Origin of the sequence: Klebsiella sp. GN_Kp190 (assembly GCF_040061795.1) — a bacterium.
Taxonomy (GTDB): domain Bacteria; phylum Pseudomonadota; class Gammaproteobacteria; order Enterobacterales; family Enterobacteriaceae; genus Klebsiella; species Klebsiella michiganensis.
In genome coordinates this window covers 81214-100274 of sequence record NZ_JBEAFN010000002.1, presented here as the reverse complement: position 1 = coordinate 100274, position 19061 = coordinate 81214, and the positions used below count along the sequence as shown (strand labels likewise).

Annotated in this window: 23 protein-coding genes; 7 read left to right on the top strand and 16 right to left on the bottom strand. The window is 54.5% G+C overall.

Annotation, left to right across the window (positions count from 1 at the left end):
* The 9 genes from ABLU67_RS00920 to fkpA all read right to left on the bottom strand — a co-directional run.
* Positions 1–136 (bottom strand): GTP-binding protein (locus ABLU67_RS00920; RefSeq protein WP_009484166.1); only part of this gene is annotated, 136 nt, incomplete at its 3' end.
* A gap of 70 nt (positions 137–206) precedes the next feature.
* The gene (gene fusA, locus ABLU67_RS00915; RefSeq protein ID WP_004115957.1) at positions 207–2321 is read right to left on the bottom strand and encodes an elongation factor G; all 2115 of its coding nucleotides are present in this window, start codon (positions 2319–2321) and stop codon (positions 207–209) included.
* A gap of 96 nt (positions 2322–2417) precedes the next feature.
* Positions 2418–2888 carry a 30S ribosomal protein S7 gene (gene rpsG, locus ABLU67_RS00910; protein ID WP_004106370.1) on the bottom strand — a complete coding sequence of 157 codons (471 nt, stop codon included), beginning with the start codon at positions 2886–2888 and terminating at the stop codon, positions 2418–2420.
* Positions 2889–2983: 95 nt separating this feature from the next.
* Entirely contained in the window at positions 2984–3358 is a 375-nt protein-coding gene (gene rpsL / locus ABLU67_RS00905; RefSeq protein ID WP_002920115.1) for a 30S ribosomal protein S12, read from the bottom strand.
* 124 nt (positions 3359–3482) lie between these two features.
* Complete coding sequence (tusB, locus tag ABLU67_RS00900; RefSeq protein WP_025107828.1) at positions 3483–3770, bottom strand: sulfurtransferase complex subunit TusB; 288 nt, start codon at positions 3768–3770, stop codon at positions 3483–3485.
* Between the two features lie 7 nt (positions 3771–3777).
* On the bottom strand, positions 3778–4137 hold the full coding sequence (gene tusC, locus ABLU67_RS00895) for a sulfurtransferase complex subunit TusC (protein ID WP_004854839.1): 360 nt from the start codon (positions 4135–4137) through the stop codon (positions 3778–3780).
* Positions 4137–4523, bottom strand: a complete 387-nt coding sequence (tusD, locus tag ABLU67_RS00890) for a sulfurtransferase complex subunit TusD (RefSeq protein WP_025107829.1) — start codon at positions 4521–4523, stop codon at positions 4137–4139. The genes tusC and tusD overlap by 1 nt, the downstream gene beginning before the upstream one ends.
* On the bottom strand, positions 4523–5245 hold the full coding sequence (locus tag ABLU67_RS00885; protein ID WP_004106380.1) for a transcriptional regulator: 723 nt from the start codon (positions 5243–5245) through the stop codon (positions 4523–4525). The genes tusD and ABLU67_RS00885 overlap by 1 nt, the downstream gene beginning before the upstream one ends.
* 166 nt (positions 5246–5411) lie before the next feature.
* The gene (gene fkpA, locus ABLU67_RS00880; RefSeq protein WP_025107830.1) at positions 5412–6230 is read right to left on the bottom strand and encodes an FKBP-type peptidyl-prolyl cis-trans isomerase; all 819 of its coding nucleotides are present in this window, start codon (positions 6228–6230) and stop codon (positions 5412–5414) included.
* A gap of 222 nt (positions 6231–6452) precedes the next feature.
* Here fkpA and ABLU67_RS00875 point away from each other — a divergent pair, with 222 nt between their 5' ends.
* Complete coding sequence (locus ABLU67_RS00875; protein WP_004106384.1) at positions 6453–6671, top strand: protein SlyX; 219 nt, start codon at positions 6453–6455, stop codon at positions 6669–6671.
* Positions 6672–6730: 59 nt separating this feature from the next.
* On the opposite strand, the gene slyD is transcribed toward ABLU67_RS00875, so the two are convergent.
* The 4 genes from slyD to kefG form a co-directional block, all read right to left on the bottom strand.
* Positions 6731–7318, bottom strand: coding sequence for a peptidylprolyl isomerase (gene slyD, locus ABLU67_RS00870; protein ID WP_014227042.1), 588 nt, complete (start codon positions 7316–7318; stop codon positions 6731–6733).
* A 94-nt stretch (positions 7319–7412) separates the two neighbouring features.
* The gene (locus ABLU67_RS00865) at positions 7413–7613 is read right to left on the bottom strand and encodes a YheV family putative zinc ribbon protein (RefSeq protein ID WP_004106389.1); all 201 of its coding nucleotides are present in this window, start codon (positions 7611–7613) and stop codon (positions 7413–7415) included.
* Between the two features lie 11 nt (positions 7614–7624).
* Complete coding sequence (kefB, locus tag ABLU67_RS00860; RefSeq protein WP_014227043.1) at positions 7625–9430, bottom strand: glutathione-regulated potassium-efflux system protein KefB; 1806 nt, start codon at positions 9428–9430, stop codon at positions 7625–7627.
* The gene (gene kefG, locus ABLU67_RS00855) at positions 9417–9977 is read right to left on the bottom strand and encodes a glutathione-regulated potassium-efflux system ancillary protein KefG (RefSeq protein WP_224384535.1); all 561 of its coding nucleotides are present in this window, start codon (positions 9975–9977) and stop codon (positions 9417–9419) included. Before kefG ends, kefB begins: the two co-directional genes overlap by 14 nt.
* Before the next feature lie 175 nt (positions 9978–10152).
* Between kefG and ABLU67_RS00850 the strand changes: the two genes are divergently transcribed.
* Entirely contained in the window at positions 10153–12057 is a 1905-nt protein-coding gene (locus ABLU67_RS00850; protein ID WP_004854860.1) for an ABC transporter ATP-binding protein, read from the top strand.
* Between the two features lie 61 nt (positions 12058–12118).
* Here the strand turns inward: ABLU67_RS00850 and ABLU67_RS00845 are convergent, their stop codons facing one another.
* Positions 12119–13609 (bottom strand): nicotinate phosphoribosyltransferase, encoded by a 1491-nt coding sequence (locus ABLU67_RS00845; RefSeq protein ID WP_049084405.1) that lies wholly within the window; start codon positions 13607–13609, stop codon positions 12119–12121.
* Positions 13610–13613: 4 nt separating this feature from the next.
* Positions 13614–14483 carry a ribose-phosphate diphosphokinase gene (gene prs / locus ABLU67_RS00840; protein ID WP_224384536.1) on the bottom strand — a complete coding sequence of 290 codons (870 nt, stop codon included), beginning with the start codon at positions 14481–14483 and terminating at the stop codon, positions 13614–13616.
* A 196-nt stretch (positions 14484–14679) separates the two neighbouring features.
* Here prs and ABLU67_RS00835 point away from each other — a divergent pair, with 196 nt between their 5' ends.
* The 4 genes from ABLU67_RS00835 to ABLU67_RS00820 all read left to right on the top strand — a co-directional run bounded on the left by ABLU67_RS00835 (position 14680) and on the right by ABLU67_RS00820 (position 17626).
* Positions 14680–15399, top strand: coding sequence for an NUDIX domain-containing protein (locus ABLU67_RS00835; RefSeq protein ID WP_348852108.1), 720 nt, complete (start codon positions 14680–14682; stop codon positions 15397–15399).
* Between the two features lie 144 nt (positions 15400–15543).
* On the top strand, positions 15544–16503 hold the full coding sequence (locus tag ABLU67_RS00830) for a hydrolase (protein ID WP_263441373.1): 960 nt from the start codon (positions 15544–15546) through the stop codon (positions 16501–16503).
* Positions 16500–16718 carry a YheU family protein gene (locus ABLU67_RS00825; RefSeq protein ID WP_004125965.1) on the top strand — a complete coding sequence of 73 codons (219 nt, stop codon included), beginning with the start codon at positions 16500–16502 and terminating at the stop codon, positions 16716–16718. The genes ABLU67_RS00830 and ABLU67_RS00825 overlap by 4 nt, the downstream gene beginning before the upstream one ends.
* A 35-nt stretch (positions 16719–16753) precedes the next feature.
* The gene (locus ABLU67_RS00820) at positions 16754–17626 is read left to right on the top strand and encodes a phosphoribulokinase (protein WP_004854874.1); all 873 of its coding nucleotides are present in this window, start codon (positions 16754–16756) and stop codon (positions 17624–17626) included.
* A 43-nt stretch (positions 17627–17669) separates the two neighbouring features.
* Here the strand turns inward: ABLU67_RS00820 and ABLU67_RS00815 are convergent, their stop codons facing one another.
* Complete coding sequence (locus ABLU67_RS00815; RefSeq protein WP_004854875.1) at positions 17670–18074, bottom strand: OsmC family protein; 405 nt, start codon at positions 18072–18074, stop codon at positions 17670–17672.
* A gap of 304 nt (positions 18075–18378) precedes the next feature.
* Here ABLU67_RS00815 and crp point away from each other — a divergent pair, with 304 nt between their 5' ends.
* The gene (crp, locus tag ABLU67_RS00810; protein ID WP_000242758.1) at positions 18379–19011 is read left to right on the top strand and encodes a cAMP-activated global transcriptional regulator CRP; all 633 of its coding nucleotides are present in this window, start codon (positions 18379–18381) and stop codon (positions 19009–19011) included.
* Positions 19012–19061 lie beyond the last annotated feature (50 nt).

The window sequence follows — 19061 nt, the reverse complement described above, 5'->3', positions numbered from 1 at the left end:
CGCGAGCAGAACCACCGTAGGTTTTAGCCAGAACGGTAGTGATTGCAGCGGTCAGAGTAGTTTTACCATGGTCAACGTGGCCGATAGTACCGACGTTGACGTGCGGTTTTGTACGTTCAAATTTTTCTTTAGACACGGCTATATTCCTTACTATAGTGCTCTCCCCTTCTGGAGAGAGCACGGGACTTTGGTTTTAACCCTGCGGCTTATTTACCACGGGCTTCGATTACGGCCTGAGCAACGTTGTTCGGCGCATCATCATACTTCAGGAACTCCATGGAGTAAGAAGCACGACCTTTGGTCAGAGAACGCAGCTGAGTTGCATATCCGAACATTTCAGACAGCGGAACTTCAGCGTGGATCACAACGCCAGTCACGTTGGATTCCTGACCGCGCAGCATACCGCGACGACGGCTAAGGTCACCGATAACGTCACCAGTGTTCTCTTCCGGAGTTTCTACTTCAACCTTCATGATCGGCTCAAGCAGAACTGGTTTCGCTTTCTTAAAGCCATCTTTAAAGGCAATAGAAGCGGCCAGTTTAAACGCCAGTTCAGAGGAGTCAACGTCGTGGTAAGAACCGAAGTGCAGACGCACGCCCAGATCAACTACCGGATAACCAGCCAGAGGACCTGCTTTCAGCTGCTCCTGGATGCCTTTATCAACGGCCGGGATGTATTCGCCAGGAATTACACCACCTTTGATGTCGTTGATGAACTCATAACCTTTCGGGTTAGAGCCCGGCTCCAGTGGGTACATGTCGATAACGACGTGGCCGTACTGACCGCGACCACCAGACTGTTTAGCGTGTTTACCTTCGATATCGGTAACTTTCGCGCGAATCGCTTCGCGGTAAGCAACCTGAGGTTTACCGACGTTCGCTTCAACGTTGAATTCACGCTTCATACGGTCAACGATGATGTCGAGGTGCAGCTCACCCATACCGGCGATGATGGTCTGGTTAGATTCTTCGTCAGTCCATACGCGGAAAGACGGGTCTTCTTTAGCCAGACGGCCCAGAGCCAGACCCATTTTTTCCTGGTCAGCTTTGGTTTTCGGTTCAACAGCGATAGAGATTACCGGCTCAGGGAATTCCATACGCTCCAGAATGATCGGCGCATTAGGATCGCACAGAGTGTCACCCGTAGTTACGTCTTTCAGACCGATAGCAGCAGCGATATCGCCCGCGCGAACTTCTTTGATCTCTTCACGTTTGTTAGCGTGCATCTGTACGATACGACCGAAACGCTCACGTGCAGCTTTCACGGAGTTCAGGATGGTATCACCAGAGTTAACCACACCAGAGTACACGCGGAAGAAGGTCAGGTTACCCACGAACGGGTCGGTAGCGATTTTGAATGCCAGAGCAGCAAACGGCTCATCATCGCTAGCGTGACGCTCAGCCGGAGTATCTTTACCATCGTCCAGGATACCGTTGATCGCAGGTACGTCAACCGGGGATGGCAGGTAGTCAACTACCGCATCCAGCATCGCCTGAACACCTTTGTTCTTGAACGCAGAACCACAGGTTACCAGGATGATTTCGTTGTTCAGAACGCGCTGACGGAGAGCAGTTTTAATCTCTTCTTCAGTCAGTTCTTCACCACCCAGGTATTTCTCCATCAGCTCTTCAGAAGCTTCAGCAGCGGACTCGATCAGGTTCTGGTGCCATTCTTCGGCCAGTTCCTGCATGTCTGCCGGGATATCTTCGTAAGTGAAGGTTACACCTGCGTCTTCTTCGTTCCAGTTGATGGCTTTCATTTTCACCAGGTCAACAACACCGGTGAACGCTTCTTCAGCGCCAATCGCCAGCTGCAGCGGAACAGGGTTCGCGCCCAGACGGGTTTTGATCTGACCAACAACTTTCAGGAAGTTCGCACCCATACGGTCCATTTTGTTAACGAACGCAATGCGCGGAACTTTGTATTTGTTTGCCTGACGCCATACGGTTTCAGACTGAGGCTGAACACCACCAACTGCGCAGTAAACCATTACTGCACCATCAAGCACACGCATGGAACGTTCTACTTCGATGGTGAAGTCAACGTGCCCCGGGGTGTCGATGATGTTTACGCGATGCGGTTCATACTGCTTAGCCATACCTGACCAGAATGCAGTAGTCGCTGCGGAGGTGATAGTAATACCACGCTCCTGCTCCTGTTCCATCCAGTCCATGGTGGCAGCGCCGTCATGAACTTCACCGATTTTGTGGTTTACACCGGTGTAGAACAGAATACGTTCGGTAGTAGTAGTTTTACCGGCGTCGATGTGCGCACTGATACCGATGTTACGGTAGCGTGCGATGGGTGTTGTACGAGCCATTTGATTCCTCGTTTATTTCTTTAGGCGTTCAGTTAAGTTATCCAAAACGGGCGACTTATCTGAAGCGCCCGCCTGGTGACTAATACTCCGAAGGGATTACCAACGGTAGTGTGCGAACGCCTTGTTGGCTTCTGCCATACGGTGAACGTCTTCACGTTTCTTAACTGCAGTACCTTTGTTGTCTGCAGCATCAGAAAGTTCGTTCGCCAGACGCAGAGCCATGGATTTATCACCACGTTTACGAGCAGCTTCAACGATCCAACGCATTGCCAGAGCATTACGACGAACCGGACGGACTTCAACTGGAACCTGATAAGTAGAACCACCAACGCGGCGAGACTTAACTTCTACAGTCGGGCGCACGTTGTCGAGAGCGACTTCGAAAGCTTCCAGTTCATTTTTACCAGAGCGCTGAGCCAGGGTCTCCAGCGCGCTGTATACGATTGCTTCTGCAGTAGATTTTTTACCATCTACCATCAGGATATTTACAAATTTAGCCAGCAGTTCTGATCCGAACTTAGGATCCGGCAGGATTTTACGCTGACCAATGACGCGACGACGTGGCATGGAAATACTCCGTTGTTAATTCAGGATTGTCCAAAACTCTAAGAGTTTAGTTTGACATTAATATAAAACGTTTGGCCTTACTTAACGGAGAACCATTAAGCCTTAGGACGCTTCACGCCATACTTGGAGCGAGCTTGCTTACGGTCTTTAACGCCGGAGCAGTCAAGCGCACCACGAACGGTGTGGTAACGAACACCCGGAAGGTCTTTAACACGACCGCCACGGATCAGGATCACGGAGTGCTCCTGCAGGTTGTGACCTTCACCACCGATGTAGGAGGTGACTTCGAAACCGTTAGTCAGACGCACACGGCAAACTTTACGCAGTGCGGAGTTCGGTTTCTTAGGAGTGGTGGTATATACACGAGTACATACGCCACGTTTCTGCGGGCAGGCTTCCAGCGCCGGCACGTTGCTCTTTGCAACTTTGCGCGCGCGTGGTTTGCGTACCAGCTGGTTAATTGTTGCCATTAAATAGCTCCTGGTTTTAGCTTTTGCTTCGTAAACACGTAATAAATCGCCTCATATAATATGAGGACGCAGAATTTTAGGGCGGTGCCGAAAAGGTGTCAAGAAATATACAACGATCCCGCCATTACCAGGACAACTGACCTGCATGTTTGACTGAAAGTCTGACGAAATCAGTATAGCTAACCCTGACGACACTGTCCGCAATTTGACCAGCCAGCCCGCGGGCTTCGATATCTTCTTGCAGAGCGTAGAGGGATATGGGGGCAGATTGCAGGATTTCAAGGAAACGGCCTTCCGCGAGAGCGGCGATAACGCCGTCCGACAGCAGCAGAAGATCGTCGCCCTCTTTTAGCAAACGGAGCATAGCCGCCATATCGGCGTGCCAGGGGGATGTGCTTAGCGTGTGGAGCATTCGAGCCTCAGAACCGCAGTATCACGTTGAAATCGTCAAGCCGGGCGCGCAAAGCCTCTGGCTCCAGCCATTCGCCATCAACAACCCACGGCGTGGCAGAATTCAGACCGCGCTCCCGTGCTGAAGCAGCGCAAATCCAGCACTGTTCGATATCGTATAGCGATAAGAGCTTAAAGGTGGAGATATAGTCGCGCGCCAGCACCGCTGCGGGGCGCTGCCCGGGAAGAAGCTGAAAGACGCCATCACCCACGAAGAAAACGCCGATCTCTTCCGTCAGCGCGGAGGTTGCCAGCAGGGCGTCCAGCCCTTCCCTGCCCGACGCTGAACCATGAGGCGCAGACGAAAAAACAAAGGCTACGCGCTTCATCAGAACTGCACCATGCGATCGCAGGTTAACGCGGCTTCCGCCAGCGCGCCCAATCCGCTCAAGGTAAAGCCCGGCTGCAAATTATAGCCAGGCAAATTCAGCTGCCGGGCCTCCTGTTCATCAGTGATTCCACGGCGTAACGCTGCGGCTACACAGATATGCAAGGAAACGGCGTGCTCGTCATGCAGCGTCTGCCAGGCCCGAACCAGATCAAATTCGTCGCTGGCGGGCGCCGTGAGCTGATTCGCGTTATAGACGCCTTCACGATAGAAAAAGATGCTGATCAACTCGTGGCCTTCCTGCAAAACGGCGCGGGCAAACTGTAGTGCGCTGCTGGCCTGCTGGGTACCATAAGCGGGCCCCGTTACCGTAATGGCAAAGCGCATTACTTATCCAGCCCCTGGAAATCTCCACTTTTGAACTGACGAATGTAGAGATAGACCGTGTGCTTAGAGATGTTCAGCCTATCGGCCACCTGGTTGATGGCATCTTTGATATCAAAGATCCCCTTCTCATAGAGGTTCAGGACGATCTGCCGATTTTTAGCGTTGTTAGAAACGTTACGGTCAGCGTTCACCTCTTCAATCGTGAACTCAAGCGTCTGGGCCACCAGATCGTCAACCGATGAAGCAAAGTTGACCTGGGAATTCACCTCCGTCGTTTCCGGCGGAATAAAGGTGCTCATGATTTGTGAGAAAGGGACATCAAGGTTCATGTTGATGCACAGCAGGCCAATGACCCGATGGTCACGGTTGCGGATAGCGATAGTGACCGATTTCATCAGCACACCGCTTTTGGCGCGAGTAAAATAGCATTTGGAAACGCTGCTATCGGCTCCAGTCATATCGTGCAGCATGCGCAGCGCAAGGTCGGTAATTGGCGAGCCGATTTGACGGCCGGTGTGTTCACCGTTGGCGATACGAATAGCGGAACATTTTAAGTCCTGCAATGAGTGCAATACGATTTCACAGTGGGAACCGATGAGCATCGCTAACCCGTCCACTACCGCTTCATAGGATTTAAGGATATCGAAGTCGGTCTGGTCAAAAGGACGTTGATCCAGCAAATCAAGCTCACTGGTCTCGTTGGTTAAAAGCGACCTGGACATGAAAAAAAGCACTCCTTTTCAGGAGCCTGTCGTTATCGTCAGGGCAGGCTCATCATCATTATTAATCTATCTAAAGTAATACAGCGCCTGAGGTTCTTTCCAGTTTTAATTATATCTGCCCGCAATAAAAAAACCGCCGCCCCTGGAGGCGGCGGCTTAAAACCGATTACTTCTTAGCGTCAGCGGCTGGCGCTTCAGCAGCGGCTTCAGGCTTGGCGTCTGCTTTCGGCGCCGGTTTAATATCCAGCAGCTCTACATCAAATACCAGAGTAGAGTTTGCCGGGATACCCGGTACGCCAGTTTTGCCGTAAGCCAGATCCGGTGGAATGACCAGCTGGATTTTACCGCCTTTCTTGATGTTCTTCAGGCCTTCGGTCCAGCCCGGGATCACCCCGTCCAGGCGGAAGGAAAGCGGCTCGCCGCGGGTATAAGAGTTATCAAACTCTTTACCGTCGATCAGCGTACCTTTGTAGTTGACGACAACGGTATCGCTGTCTTTCGGCGTTTCACCGGTCCCCGCTTTCTCGACTTTGTAGAGCAGGCCAGATTTAGACGTTTTCACGCCTTTCTCTTTGGCAAAGGCGTCACGGTAAGCTTTGCCTTTCGCTTCATTCTCAGAGGCGTCTTTTTCCATTTTCTGCTGAGCAGCTGTTTTTACACGGGTTTCAAACGCCTGCAGAGTCTGTTCGATCTCCTGATCGGACAGCTTGCTCTTATCAGCAAAAGCGTCCTGAACGCCGGCGATCAGCTGATCTTTATCTAATTTGATGCCCAGTTTTTCTTGTTCTTTCAGGGAGTTTTCCATGTAACGTCCCAGCGATGCACCCAGCGCATAAGCAGATTTCTGATCGTCATTTTTAAATGCCGATTTGCTGTCCGTTGCGGGTGCCGCTTTCGCTGTAGTCTCAGCAGCGAAGCTCAGCGGTGCATTCAGGGCGATGGCCATAGTGGTCGCCAGCAGCGTTACTTTAAACAGTGATTTCATCCATTTCTCCAGGGCCGGGGCATCTCACCCCAAGGTTATCGTAAAAAACAAAAAACGTACTATAGAACGTTGCAGAACAAATCAACATACAGACGTACCTGAATATCGCCTCATTTAAGACTATTTTTGTATGAATTAGTTTCCTGTCAGACGTAACGATGCTGCGCGGATGCTGAAACTTCAGTAGAATCCGCCCGCAGGATAAGACAGAAGAGGTTACTCATGCACGATAGCACTTTAGAGACTCGCCTTGCGGAGCTGGAGAGCAGACTGGCGTTTCAGGAAATCACTATTGAAGACCTCAACAAGACCGTCACCGCCCACGAGATAGAAATGGCGAGGATGCGCGAACATATGCGCCTGATGGTCGAAAAACTGAAAGCCACTCAGCCGTCGCATATGGCTTCACAGGCGGAAGAAACGCCCCCGCCGCACTATTAAGACGTAAAAAAAGCGGGTTTCCCCGCTTTTTTCTATTCCGCGACGCGAGCGCAGCGGAATTAGTGGCAGCCGCAGCCGCCGTTGCCGCCGCAGCCGCCTTTGCCATGTTCGTGGTCATGGTCATGGCCGTGGCCACCGCAGCAACCATCATGATCGTGGTCGTGGCCATGATCGTGCCCGTGAGCACCGTGTACATGACCATGCTCCAGCTCTTCCGCCGTTGCTTCGCGAATCGCGACAACTTCAACGTTGAACTTCAGATTCTGACCAGCGAGCATGTGGTTACCGTCAACAACAACGTGTTCGTCACCCACTTCGGTGATTTCTACCGGTACCGGACCCTGATCGGTTTCCGCCAGGAAGCGCATGCCAACCTGCAGTTCATCAACGCCCATAAATACGTCTTTAGGAACGCGCTGAACCAGGTTTTCGTCGTACTGACCGTATGCATCGTTAGCGCCGACTTCGACGTCAAATTTGTCGCCAACGTCGTGGCCGTCCAGCGCGTTTTCCAGGCCGGAAATCAGGGAACCGTGACCATGCAGGTAGTCAAGCGGCGCGCTTACCGGAGACTCATCAACCAACACACCGTCTTCTGTACGTACCTGATAGGCCAGGCTGACCACCAGGTCTTTTGCTACTTTCATGATATCTCCTGAGCATGGGAAGAATAGTGGCGCAGATTGTAGCGGAATTCTGCACCCGTGTACCCTCTAGCTTAAAAAAAGCCGATAGATAACGCTAGTCCGGATGAAAAATGCCTATCACTTGCTCTTCTTTGCGAACATGCTCGCGGACCTCTTTATCCGCCTCACGCATCTGATGACCGCACTTAACGCACTCAACAATATCGACATTATTCTCACGCCACATCGCCAGCGAATCCTGGGCCTGGCACGCCGGGCATTTCGCACCGGCGATAAAACGTTTACGCACAGCCATATCATTTACCTTTATTCAAATTCATCCCAGCCGTCTAACTGCCTGCTCTCTTTTTGCATCTCGCGCTGAAAAATCTCCTCCAGCTCGCGTCTCGCTTCCCGCACGCGGGATATCTGCAGGGTATCACTATGCACCGGCATTAACTCGCGCAGCATCCGCATATCGAGGCGCCGAAAATGCAGCTGGGCGCGCTGCGCCTGATGGGGATGCATGCCGAGTGAGATAAGCGCTTTCCGTCCTAGCTCCAGCGCGCTGGAGAAGGTTTCGCGGGAAAACTGCGCCACTCCCGCCTGCAGCAGCTCATGGGCCTCAACGCGTCCCCGCGCTCGCGCCAGAATATGGAGATGTGGAAAGTGTTGTTGACACATCTCCACCAGCTTCATGGTATCTTCCGGCTCGTTGCAGGTGATAACGATCGACTGCGCGTCTTCGGCTCCCGCCGAGCGAAGGAGCTCCAGCTGCGTCGCATCGCCAAAATAAACTTTATAGCCATATTTACGCATCAGATTGACCGCGCTGATATCGCGCTCCAGTACCGTAATACGCATTTTGTTCGCCATCAGCAGACGGCCAATCACCTGGCCGAAACGCCCAAAACCAACGATGATCACCTGCGGTTTGTCATCTTCAACCCACGGAGCCTCGCCCTCCTCTTCAGGTTGGTTCAATCGCCGCGAAAGGACTTTATCGATGAGCTTCATCAGCAGCGGCGTGGTCATCATCGATAATGTCACCGTCACCAGCAGCAGGGCCATCTGATCGTTTTGAAACAGACGAAGCGAAGCGGGGAGTGAGAACAGCACAAAGGCAAACTCGCCCCCCTGGCTCAGCACGCCGGCAAACTGCACCCGTTCAGAGCTGCGCAGGCCATAAACCCGTGCCAGAAGATACAGGACGAGACCTTTTACCGTCACCAGTATCGCGACGCTGGCCACAACCCACAGTAAATGGGTATAGAGCACCCCAAGGTTCAGCGCCATGCCAACGGAAATAAAGAACAGCCCGAGGAGAAGCCCTTTAAACGGCTCAATGGCGATTTCCAGCTCGTGGCGATACTCGCTCTCTGCCAGCAGGACGCCGGCGATAAAGGTCCCCAGCGCCATCGACAAACCGAGCGCATCCATAAACAACGCCGATCCAAGAACCAGCAGTAGCGTCGCCGCGGTGAAGACCTCCCGCACGCCGGAGCCGGCGATAAACCGAAATACCGGCCTCAGCAGATAACGACCTCCAACCAGCATTCCGCCGAAGGCCAGCACCTTCATCCCGATGGTGAGCCAGTTAAAATGGTCGTCACCTGACCCTGCGAGCAGGGGAACCAGCGCCAGGGCCGGGATCACAGCCAGATCCTGAAACAGCAGTACGGAGAAGCCCAGCTGCCCGGACTCGCTGCGGCTCATGCCTTTCTCCCGCATCAGCTGCAGCGCCATCGCGGTGGAAGACATCGCCAGTCCAATCCCGCCAACCACCGCAGCGCGCCATGAGAAGTCGCTAAGCATGAGCAAACCGCCAAGTATCAGCGCGCTGAAGGCGACCTGAGCGGCCCCGACGCCGAAAATGGAGCTTCTCAGCCGCCACAGCTTGGACGGATTCAACTCCAGTCCGATGATAAACATCAGAAAGACGACGCCTAATTCTGAGAAGTGAAGAATTTCATCCACATCGCTGATGAAGCCTAATCCCCAGGGGCCGATGGCGATACCGGCCAACAGATACCCGAGCACGGCACCAATACCCAGCCTCGCCGCCAGCGGCACCGCCACTACGGCGGCAAACAGAAATAACACCCCGGCCAGCAGTAAATCAGCTCCCGCCATTTGGACCTCCCGCCGTTACAGGGTTAGCCAGCCAATCGCGGTAGGCGCGAGCGCGGCTTTTCAGATCGTCGGATGATTGCCGACGCGCCCAGTAGACGATAATCGGGCTCATCCAGTGCATGCGGCACATACCGGCGGTCAGTTCGAAAGGGCGGAGAATATCATTCATCGGATAACGATGGGCATCGCGCCGGTAGGCGCTCTCCGGCTCGCCGGTAGTAATGACGCTACGCCAGTACTTTCCCGCCAGCTGATTCCCTCCCGCCCCGCTGGCAAAGCCGCGGCTAAGCACCCTGTCCAGCCACTCTTTCATCAGCGCCGGGCAGCTCCAGGTATAGAGCGGATGCTGGAAAACAATCACCTCATGCTGGCGCAGGAGATCCTGCTCGCAGGCGATATCGATAAAAAAATCCGGATAGTGCGCGTAGAGATCGTGCACGGTAACATTCGACAACTGTAAGGCCGGTTCAAGCAAAACCCGGTTGGCCACGGAATCCTGAGATTCTGGGTGGGCATACAGCAGCAAAACTTTCGCTGTCTGAGACATCTTTCCCCTCCCGAACGTCTTCTGGCGGCCTGTGCAGCGGCTGCGTCCCGACGCAACCAGAATGACTTTGTGTATCATCTTCATTTTGGGCTACCATTGCGGCCCGGTTGAGCGATTCGCTCGACACTACATTATCATAATGACAAATTAACATAGTCAGAACATACGGCGCCTTATGATTGTTTTCTCCTCCTTACAAATTCGTCGCGGCGTACGCGTCCTGCTGGACAACGCTACCGCCACCATCAACCCAGGGCAAAAAGTCGGCCTGGTGGGTAAAAACGGCTGCGGTAAATCCACGCTGCTTTCGCTTTTGAAAAACGAGATTAGCGCCGACGGCGGCTCAATGACCTTCCCCGGCAGCTGGCAGCTGGCCTGGGTTAATCAGGAAACGCCTGCGCTTGCGCAGCCGGCTATTGACTATGTTATTGATGGCGATCGCGAATTCCGCAAGCTGGAGGCGGACCTGCACGAAGCCAACGAACGTAATGACGGCCATGCCATCGCGACGGTCCACGGTAAGCTGGACGCCATCGACGCCTGGACCATCCGCTCGCGTGCGGCCAGCCTGCTCCACGGGCTCGGTTTCAGCAACGAACAGCTTGAAAGACCGGTGAGCGACTTTTCCGGCGGCTGGCGTATGCGTCTCAACCTCGCGCAGGCGCTGATTTGCCGTTCCGATCTGCTGCTGCTTGATGAACCGACGAACCACCTCGATCTCGACGCGGTCATCTGGCTGGAGAAGTGGCTCAAAGGCTACCCGGGGACCCTGATACTGATCTCCCACGATCGCGATTTTCTCGATCCGATCGTCGACAAAATTATCCATATCGAACAGCAAACGATGTTCGAGTACACCGGCAACTACAGCTCATTTGAAGTGCAGCGCGCGACCCGTCTTGCGCAGCAACAGTCGATGTATGAGAGCCAGCAGCTGCGCGTCGCGCATTTGCAGAGCTACATCGACCGTTTTCGCGCTAAAGCCACCAAAGCTAAACAGGCGCAAAGCCGTATCAAAATGCTCGAGCGTATGGAGCTCATCGCCCCTGCCCACGTTGATAACCCGTTTCACTTTAGCTTCCGCGCGCCGGAAAGCCTGCCCAATCCCCTATTGAAAATGGAAAAGGTCAGCGCCGGTTATGGCGAGCGCGTGATTCTCGACTCAATCAAGCTGAATCTGGTTCCCGGTTCGCGCATCGGTCTGCTGGGGCGTAACGGGGCCGGTAAATCGACGCTGATTAAACTGCTGGCCGGCGAGCTACAGCCGCTGCAGGGTGAAATTGGTCTGGCGAAAGGCATCAAGCTTGGCTACTTTGCCCAGCATCAGCTGGAGTTCCTGCGCGCCGACGAATCCCCGCTGCAGCATCTTGCCCGTATTGCGCCGCAGGAGCTGGAGCAGAAGCTGCGCGACTATCTGGGCGGTTTCGGCTTCCAGAGCGATAAAGTCAACGAAGAGACAAAGCGTTTCTCCGGCGGCGAGAAAGCGCGCCTGGTGCTGGCGTTAATCGTCTGGCAGCGGCCTAACCTGCTGCTGCTTGATGAACCCACCAACCACCTCGATCTCGATATGCGCCAGGCGCTAACCGAAGCGCTCATTGATTTTGAAGGCGCGCTGGTGGTGGTTTCGCACGACCGTCATCTGATTCGCTCCACCACCGATGACCTTTATCTGGTGCACGACAGCAAAGTCGAACCTTTCGATGGCGATCTTGAAGACTATCAGCAGTGGCTGAGCGACTCGCAAAAGCAGGAAAGCCAGACATCGGAAGAGCCAAAGGAAAACGGCAACAGCGCCCAGGCGCGTAAAGATCAGAAACGCCGGGAAGCCGAACTGCGTACGCTGACCCAGCCGCTGCGCAAAGAGATCGCCCGACTGGAAAAAGAGATGGAGAAGTTCAACGCGCAGCTGGCGCAGGCGGAAGAGAAGCTGGGCGACAGCGAATTGTACGATCAAAGCCGCAAAGCCGAGCTCACTGCGTGTCTACAGCAGCAGGCCAGCGCGAAGTCCGGGCTGGAAGAGTGTGAAATGGCCTGGCTGGATGCCCAGGAGCAGCTGGAGCAGATGCTGCAGGAAGGCTAGCGGCAATATGCCATACGAGAAGGCGGGCTAACCCGCCTTTTTTCATCCTCCGCACCGTGGCTTAGCGCTGCGCCGCCAGCCGAGCGCGGATCTGCGACAGCGAGACATAGCCGTACAGCTTGCCATCCAGAAAGCGCGTTTTTAACTCGCCCTGCTGCTCCTGTTCCAGCGTTTGCCCATCGTACAGCTGCAGTTCCCCCAAGGCGTCGCGTTCCACGCGCAGCAAACCACGCGCCGAACGTTTAAGACCATTATCGGTTTTCGGCTCCTTAAAGAGGGCTCTTCCCTCGCCGTTCACCTCCCCCCAGGTTGCCTTCATCGCGAAGCCGAAGGTATCGCGGGTGTTGTACTGGTAGGTAAATGAACCCACGCCGAACACCACGTTAGCGCTGGCAAAGCCTTTCGCTTCCAGGCGACGCAGGATCTCATCCGCTCTGGCGAGAGTAATGGAATCGCCGTAAATCAGGCCGACATGCGGATCCAGCACCTTGTATCCTTTTTCGTTGATAGTACCGCCAAAAATTTCCCACAGAACCTCCACGGAGCCTTTCTCCTCGGCGCTGCGCTCGCTGCGGGTGTCGTCGTCAGCTGCGGTTCCGCACAGAATCGCCACCGGATCGCCGCTGTCCGGACGGAATACCACGCGCCCCTGACGCTGCATAATTATTGCCTGCAGCTCGCGGGTGTATTCGGTCAGCACCTGCCAGTAGTCCCAGGTATCCGAGACGATAGAGACGAAACCCTGCGGGTGGACTTCGGTAATCAGCCGGCGAAAGGTTTCAATTTCCCGCTCGCGCTCGCCCATACACATCACGCTGTGTTCCGTAGCCGGAATGCTGGCACCGATGAGCTCATCTTCACCGCGAGTGTAATAATCACGGGCATACAGCAGCGAAGGCAGGCTATCGGTCCCTTTGAAGCTGGCCAGATGTCCGCAGCCCGACTGCGCAGTGTCGTGCAGCCCGGACATCCCCCGAAACGAAAAGTCGTGACATTGGAAATCAAGGTGCGTCAGATCGCTACAGGTTTTCTCCGCCCAGCGTTCGCAAATCAGGCGATAGTGGTGGGCGATGGTCGCGTTGGTTGACGCTTTCCACAGCTCCGCCGAAAGCACCGTCTCCAGATAGTTCACCAGCCAGAAGAACTCAGGTTGCGTATTGGTGATGGTCAGCACCGGTACTTTCATCGGCACCTTGGTGCCTTCATCCAGCGCTTTGATATGCAGCGGTAAATAGCCAAGGCGATGCAGAGCGCGAATAGGCTCCACCCCAACCGTATCGCGCCCCAGATAGCCGTCCATCACCTGCTTATACTCGTTCACGACCTCCTCTTCCGGGCGGGCGAAAAACGCCTCGTTAAACAGATCGACCAGGAACCACTGCAGAAAGCCCTGCAGGCCGAAAAACACCAGCTTGCCATCGGCCTGCGGCGACTGGAAAAAACGATCGCTGCGCGGGGTAAAGTTAGAGTAAACCTTCGTTGTCCCCTGCGGATACTGCACGCGATGGGAAACTTTATAACCATCAATGGCCAGAATCGGATTTATTTTCATCATGTTATCCCCAATGTGCGCGGTAGATGGCGTCAATATCGATAAGCTCCAGCTGCGGATGAGCCAGGGCAGGAGAAGTCAAAGAGGTGGTGGCGTAAACGGCATCGATGCCGTTATTCAACAGATGCTCTACGCCTTTGGAAAAAATACCGTGGGTGACGTACAGACTCACGCTGCGGGCGCCCGCCTCGCGCAGCACCTGCGCCGAGCCGATAAAGGTGCCGCCAGCGTCGCAGAGGTCGTCAACAATAAGCACCGCTTTCCCCGCGACATTACCGGCCAGCAGGGAAAAACCGGTTAACGCGCCGCTGGTAAGATCACGCTCTTTACCGAGGATCGCGAACTCTCCGGCACCGCAGGCTTTAGCCACAGGATGAATCTTCTTTAGCGCGCCGGCATCCGGCGCCACCAGCATCAGCTCCCCGGCAGCAATAGCCTGACGCAGACCGGCGCTCTGCAGGAGACAGTGCTGTTGAGCCACCGCGACCATATTATTGACTGCCGCCGCTGCGGCATCGCTGTGCGGGTCAAGCACCACGACTTTGTCAAAGCCAAGGGTATTAAGCTGCCTGGCAAAGACCTTCAGCGCGAAGCTGTCTCCCGGTACCATATGACGATCCTGACGCGCCCACGGCAGCCACGGCAGTTCCAGATGGCTAAACGTCACGTCGGTAACATGACGCACGGCCTCCACCAGCTGCGCCAGCAGCATAAAATCGTTCATGTCGCGCAGAGCAACCGCCCGGATGCGCATCAGACGGGCGGAAGGCGGTAGTGGATCGGTCACCTTCAGCCACACAGCGCCATCGGGAAAGACGCCGCTGGCAAGCGTAAACGCTTCATCATCCAGTTCCAGGGTAAATTTTTCGCTCATGATGACCTCCGCTCATTAAATTGTGTCCCTAAGACACAATCAATAATGTCCCTAAGACACATATTGTGCAAGCGTTAAATGTCTTTTAAGCGGAGATTTGGATTAAGCAATTGAAAAACAATAATAAAAATGGATACTTGCTGCTCAGGAAGGGGCTGGTACACTTGTCAGCGTTCTTTTCCGCTGCGAGCGCTCTATGACCAACGATGCCGAATACCTCAGCCAATACGATGCCAGCCGCTTTCCCTCGCCGCTGGTGACCGTCGACAGCGTCCTGTTTACCCTGCATGAAGGGGCGCTGTGCGTTCTGCTGGTTGAGCGCGCTAATCCACCGCAGCAGGGGGCGTGGGGACTACCCGGCGGCTTTATCGATCTGGCGCACGATGATTCAACCCGCGTCACGGCGCTACGTAAGCTCACGGAAAAAACCGGGATTTCACCGTCATGGCTGGAGCAGCTCGACACCTTCTCCGGGCCGGATCGCGATCCGCGCGGCTGGAGCCTGACTATCGCCTGGTTTGCGTTAATCTCGTGGGTAGAGTGTCAGCCGCATATCGCCAGCGTCAGCGATGCCCGCTGGGTGCCGGTGGCGCAGCTGGATAGCTATTCGCTGGCTTTCGATCATCAAAAGATTATCGACGCCGGTCTGCATCGCTTACGCCAAAAAACGATGTACTCTTTACTGCCGGTTTACTGTCTGCCGGAGACCTTTACCCATGGTCAGCTGCTGGAAGCCACGGAAATCATCCTTGGTCAGCCGATTCAACGCAAAAGCCTGATTCGCCGCTTCGAAGCCTCCGGAATGTTTGAAGAGACCGGTGAAACAGCGGCAACCGGCGCGCGGAAAGCGCGGCTATGGCGGCGTAAACCCGGCGTCGATTTTCATCTCTTTTCACGTAACCTGCTGACCGATTAGCCGCAAGGCCACATATGGGCTAACCTGCGCACTTCATGCGCGGTATAGTATGTTATAAAGATTATTTATTGCTCTGGTGCTATGGTTGATATCACTCCTACAGAAATGACGCCCCCTGAAGACGACTCGCAGCAGTTTCATCCGATGCGCGGCGTAGGCAATCGTCATTTGCAAACCATGTTGCCGCGGCTAATCCGTCGCAAACTCCGCTTTACTCCCCACTGGCAGCGTCTGGAATTGCCGGACGGCGATTTTGTCGATCTGGCATGGAGTGAAGACCCTTCTCAGGCGCGCCATAAACCTCGTCTGGTGGTATTTCATGGCCTGGAGGGGAGCCTACACAGCCCTTACGCACACGGACTTATCCATGCGGCAATGCAGCGCGGCTGGCTGGGCGTGGTGATGCACTTTCGCGGCTGTAGCGGCGAACCCAACCGGAATAACCGCATCTACCACTCGGGCGAAACGGAAGACGGCTCCTGGTTTCTGCGCTGGCTCCAGCGCGAGTACGGCACGATTCCCACCGCCGCGGTGGGATATTCGCTCGGGGGCAATATGCTGGGCTGCCTGCTGGCAAAAGAAGGCGACGCTATTCCCGTTGATGCCGCGGTTATCGTCTCGGCGCCGTTTATGCTGGAAGCCTGTAGCTATCATATGGACAAAGGTTTCTCCCGCGTTTATCAGCGCTACCTGCTCAACCTGCTGAAAGCCAACGCCGCGCGTAAGCTAAAAGCCTATCCCGGCTCTCTGCCCGTCGATTTACGCCAGCTAAAAAGCATGCGCCGTATCCGCGAGTTTGACGATTGCATTACGGCCAGGATCCACGGTTTTGCCGATGCGCTGGACTACTATCGCCAGTGTAGCGCCATGCCGCGCCTGAGCGATATCACTAAGCCCACGCTGATTATTCACGCGAAGGACGATCCCTTTATGGATCACCACTCGATTCCCCCGCAGGAGCAGCTGCCGGCGAATGTCGAATATCAGCTCACGGAGCACGGCGGGCACGTCGGCTTCGTCGGCGGCACGCTGCGTAAGCCTGAAATGTGGCTTGAAAAACGCATCCCGGATTGGCTAACCCGTTGGCTAGGAGCGCAAATATGATCATTCCCTGGCAAGATCTCGATCCCGAAACGCTGGATAACCTGATCGAAAGTTTTGTATTACGTGAAGGCACCGATTATGGTGAACATGAACGTTCGCTGACGGATAAAGTCGCGGATGTTAAACAGCAGTTGAAAAGCGGAGAAGCCGTGCTGGTGTGGTCAGAACTGCACGAAACGGTGAATATCATGCCCCGCAAGCAGTTTCACGGCTAAAGCGGCACACACTATCGTTTACTCTGGGAGTTGTTATGTCTGCCAAACATCCGGTGATTGCCGTCACGGGCTCCAGCGGCGCGGGAACCACGACCACCAGCCTCGCCTTTCGCAAAATTTTCGCCCAGCTTAATCTGCACGCCGCCGAAGTTGAAGGCGATAGCTTTCACCGCTATACCCGTCCGGAAATGGACATGGCGATCCGTAAAGCACGCGATCAGGGCAAACATATCAGCTACTTTGGCCCCGAGGCTAACGACTTCGGCCTGCTGGAACACACGTTCGCCGAATATGGGCAAAGCGGCAAAGGCCAGTCGCGCAAATATTTACATACCTATGACGAGGCCGTGCCGTGGAATCAGGTTCCGGGGACCTTCACGCCCTGGCAGCCGCTGCCGGAACCGACTGACGTCCTGTTTTATGAAGGCCTGCACGGCGGCGTTGTGACGCCACAGCATAACGTAGCAAACCATGTCGACCTGCTGGTCGGCGTGGTGCCCATCGTCAATCTTGAGTGGATCCAGAAGCTTATCCGCGACACCAGCGAGCGCGGACACTCTCGTGAGGCGGTCATGGATTCCGTGGTCCGCTCGATGGAAGATTACATCAACTTTATCACCCCGCAGTTTTCACGCACCCACCTCAACTTTCAGCGCGTACCGACAGTGGATACGTCCAACCCGTTTGCGGCCAAAGCCATTCCTTCACTGGATGAAAGCTTTGTCGTTATCCATTTCCGTAATCTAAAAAATATCGATTTCCCCTGGCTACTGGCGATGCTGCAGGGCTCGTTTATTTCGCATATGAATACCCTGGTGGTACCGGGCGGGAAAATGGGGCTGGCGATGGAACTGATTATGGCGCCGCTGGTTGAGCGGCTGATGGAAGGCCGGAAAATCAGCGAGTAGCCAGAACCCCGGTGGCGCGATTGCCGGCCGGGGCGCGTTCGGCTTACCCTTCGATCACTTCATAAGAGTGGGTAATGTTTACCGCTTTCTCAAGCATCAGCGCGACGGAACAATACTTTTCCGCCGACAGGTCGACCGCGCGAGACACGGCAGCGTCCTTCAGTTCTTTACCGGTCACGATAAAATGCAGATTGATATGGGTAAACAGACGCGGCGCCTCTTCGCGGCGCTCCGAGGTCAGCTTAACTTCGCAGTTGGTGACGTTCTGGCGGCCCTTCTGCAATATGGAAACCACATCAATCGCGCTGCATCCGCCTGCCGCCATCAGTACCATTTCCATTGGGCTGGGCGCTTTATCCCCGGAATTGCCGTCCATCAGAATCTGGTGGCCAGAAGCCGACTCACCGATGAAGGTTAACCCTTCAACCCACTTCACTCGCGCTTGCATAAATTTAACTCCAGGGCTGTAATTTTCCTGACAGATTACGCGTACATAACAATTCTCGCAACGGAAGGCGACCTGGGTCATGCTGAAGCGAGACACCAGGAGACATGCGGCGAAAGCTATGCTAAAACAATCTGGATGCTACAGTAATACATTGATGTACTGCATGTATGCAGAGGAGTTCACATTACAGGCTGCAGAAAACTTTCAGCCGGATTCCCAGGTATAGGGATTCAATACGATTGCATGCCCGGATGCCGTGTAGTGTCGGCACCCGGAGATAGCTTATAACAGAGGATAACCGCGCATGGTGCTTGGCAAACCGCAAACAGACCCTACCCTTGAATGGTTCTTGTCTCATTGCCACATTCATAAGTACCCATCAAAGAGCACGCTGATCCACCAGGGTGAGAAAGCAGAAACGTTGTACTACATCGTTAAAGGCTCCGTGGCTGTACTCATCAAGGATGAAGAAGGTAAAGAGATGATCCTCTCTTACCTTAATCAGGGCGATTTCATCGGTGAATTAGGCTTGTTTGAAGAAGGCCAGGAGCGTAGCGCTTGGGTACGTGCGAAAACCGCATGTGAAGTGGCCGAAATCTCCTACAAAAAGTTCCGTCAGCTGATCCAGGTTAACCCGGACATCCTGATGCGTCTCTCTTCGCAGATGGCTCGTCGTCTGCAGGTCACGTCTGAGAAAGTCGGCAACCTCGCCTTCCTTGACGTTACCGGTCGTATCGCTCAGACGCTGCTGAACCTGGCTAAACAGCCGGATGCGATGACCCACCCGGACGGTATGCAAATTAAAATTACCCGCCAGGAAATTGGTCAGATCGTCGGATGCTCCCGCGAGACCGTTGGCCGCATCCTGAAAATGCTGGAAGATCAAAACCTGATCTCCGCGCACGGTAAAACTATCGTCGTCTACGGTACCCGTTAAGTCGGTAAAACGGCGTATTGCCTAACAATACGCCGTTTTTGTTTTCCCCT

Excerpts from the sequence above, each read along its gene's own strand:
- kefG (WP_224384535.1), bottom strand. The coding sequence starts at position 9,977 with ATGTCTCAGACAGCGAAAGTTTTGCTGCTGTATGCCCACCCAGAATCT.
- prs (WP_224384536.1), bottom strand. The coding sequence starts at position 14,483 with ATGAGCGAAAAATTTACCCTGGAACTGGATGATGAAGCGTTTACGCTT.
- ABLU67_RS00875 (WP_004106384.1), top strand. The coding sequence starts at position 6,453 with ATGCACGATAGCACTTTAGAGACTCGCCTTGCGGAGCTGGAGAGCAGA.
- fkpA (WP_025107830.1), bottom strand. The coding sequence starts at position 6,230 with ATGAAATCACTGTTTAAAGTAACGCTGCTGGCGACCACTATGGCCATC.
- crp (WP_000242758.1), top strand. The coding sequence starts at position 18,379 with ATGGTGCTTGGCAAACCGCAAACAGACCCTACCCTTGAATGGTTCTTG.
- ABLU67_RS00885 (WP_004106380.1), bottom strand. The coding sequence starts at position 5,245 with ATGTCCAGGTCGCTTTTAACCAACGAGACCAGTGAGCTTGATTTGCTG.
- kefB (WP_014227043.1), bottom strand. The coding sequence starts at position 9,430 with ATGGCGGGAGCTGATTTACTGCTGGCCGGGGTGTTATTTCTGTTTGCC.
- fusA (WP_004115957.1), bottom strand. The coding sequence starts at position 2,321 with ATGGCTCGTACAACACCCATCGCACGCTACCGTAACATCGGTATCAGT.
- ABLU67_RS00820 (WP_004854874.1), top strand. The coding sequence starts at position 16,754 with ATGTCTGCCAAACATCCGGTGATTGCCGTCACGGGCTCCAGCGGCGCG.
- ABLU67_RS00850 (WP_004854860.1), top strand. The coding sequence starts at position 10,153 with ATGATTGTTTTCTCCTCCTTACAAATTCGTCGCGGCGTACGCGTCCTG.
- ABLU67_RS00835 (WP_348852108.1), top strand. The coding sequence starts at position 14,680 with ATGACCAACGATGCCGAATACCTCAGCCAATACGATGCCAGCCGCTTT.
- tusD (WP_025107829.1), bottom strand. The coding sequence starts at position 4,523 with ATGCGCTTTGCCATTACGGTAACGGGGCCCGCTTATGGTACCCAGCAG.
- ABLU67_RS00865 (WP_004106389.1), bottom strand. The coding sequence starts at position 7,613 with ATGGCTGTGCGTAAACGTTTTATCGCCGGTGCGAAATGCCCGGCGTGC.
- ABLU67_RS00815 (WP_004854875.1), bottom strand. The coding sequence starts at position 18,074 with ATGCAAGCGCGAGTGAAGTGGGTTGAAGGGTTAACCTTCATCGGTGAG.
- rpsG (WP_004106370.1), bottom strand. The coding sequence starts at position 2,888 with ATGCCACGTCGTCGCGTCATTGGTCAGCGTAAAATCCTGCCGGATCCT.
- tusB (WP_025107828.1), bottom strand. The coding sequence starts at position 3,770 with ATGCTCCACACGCTAAGCACATCCCCCTGGCACGCCGATATGGCGGCT.
- rpsL (WP_002920115.1), bottom strand. The coding sequence starts at position 3,358 with ATGGCAACAATTAACCAGCTGGTACGCAAACCACGCGCGCGCAAAGTT.
- ABLU67_RS00830 (WP_263441373.1), top strand. The coding sequence starts at position 15,544 with ATGCGCGGCGTAGGCAATCGTCATTTGCAAACCATGTTGCCGCGGCTA.
- ABLU67_RS00845 (WP_049084405.1), bottom strand. The coding sequence starts at position 13,609 with ATGAAAATAAATCCGATTCTGGCCATTGATGGTTATAAAGTTTCCCAT.
- ABLU67_RS00825 (WP_004125965.1), top strand. The coding sequence starts at position 16,500 with ATGATCATTCCCTGGCAAGATCTCGATCCCGAAACGCTGGATAACCTG.
- tusC (WP_004854839.1), bottom strand. The coding sequence starts at position 4,137 with ATGAAGCGCGTAGCCTTTGTTTTTTCGTCTGCGCCTCATGGTTCAGCG.
- slyD (WP_014227042.1), bottom strand. The coding sequence starts at position 7,318 with ATGAAAGTAGCAAAAGACCTGGTGGTCAGCCTGGCCTATCAGGTACGT.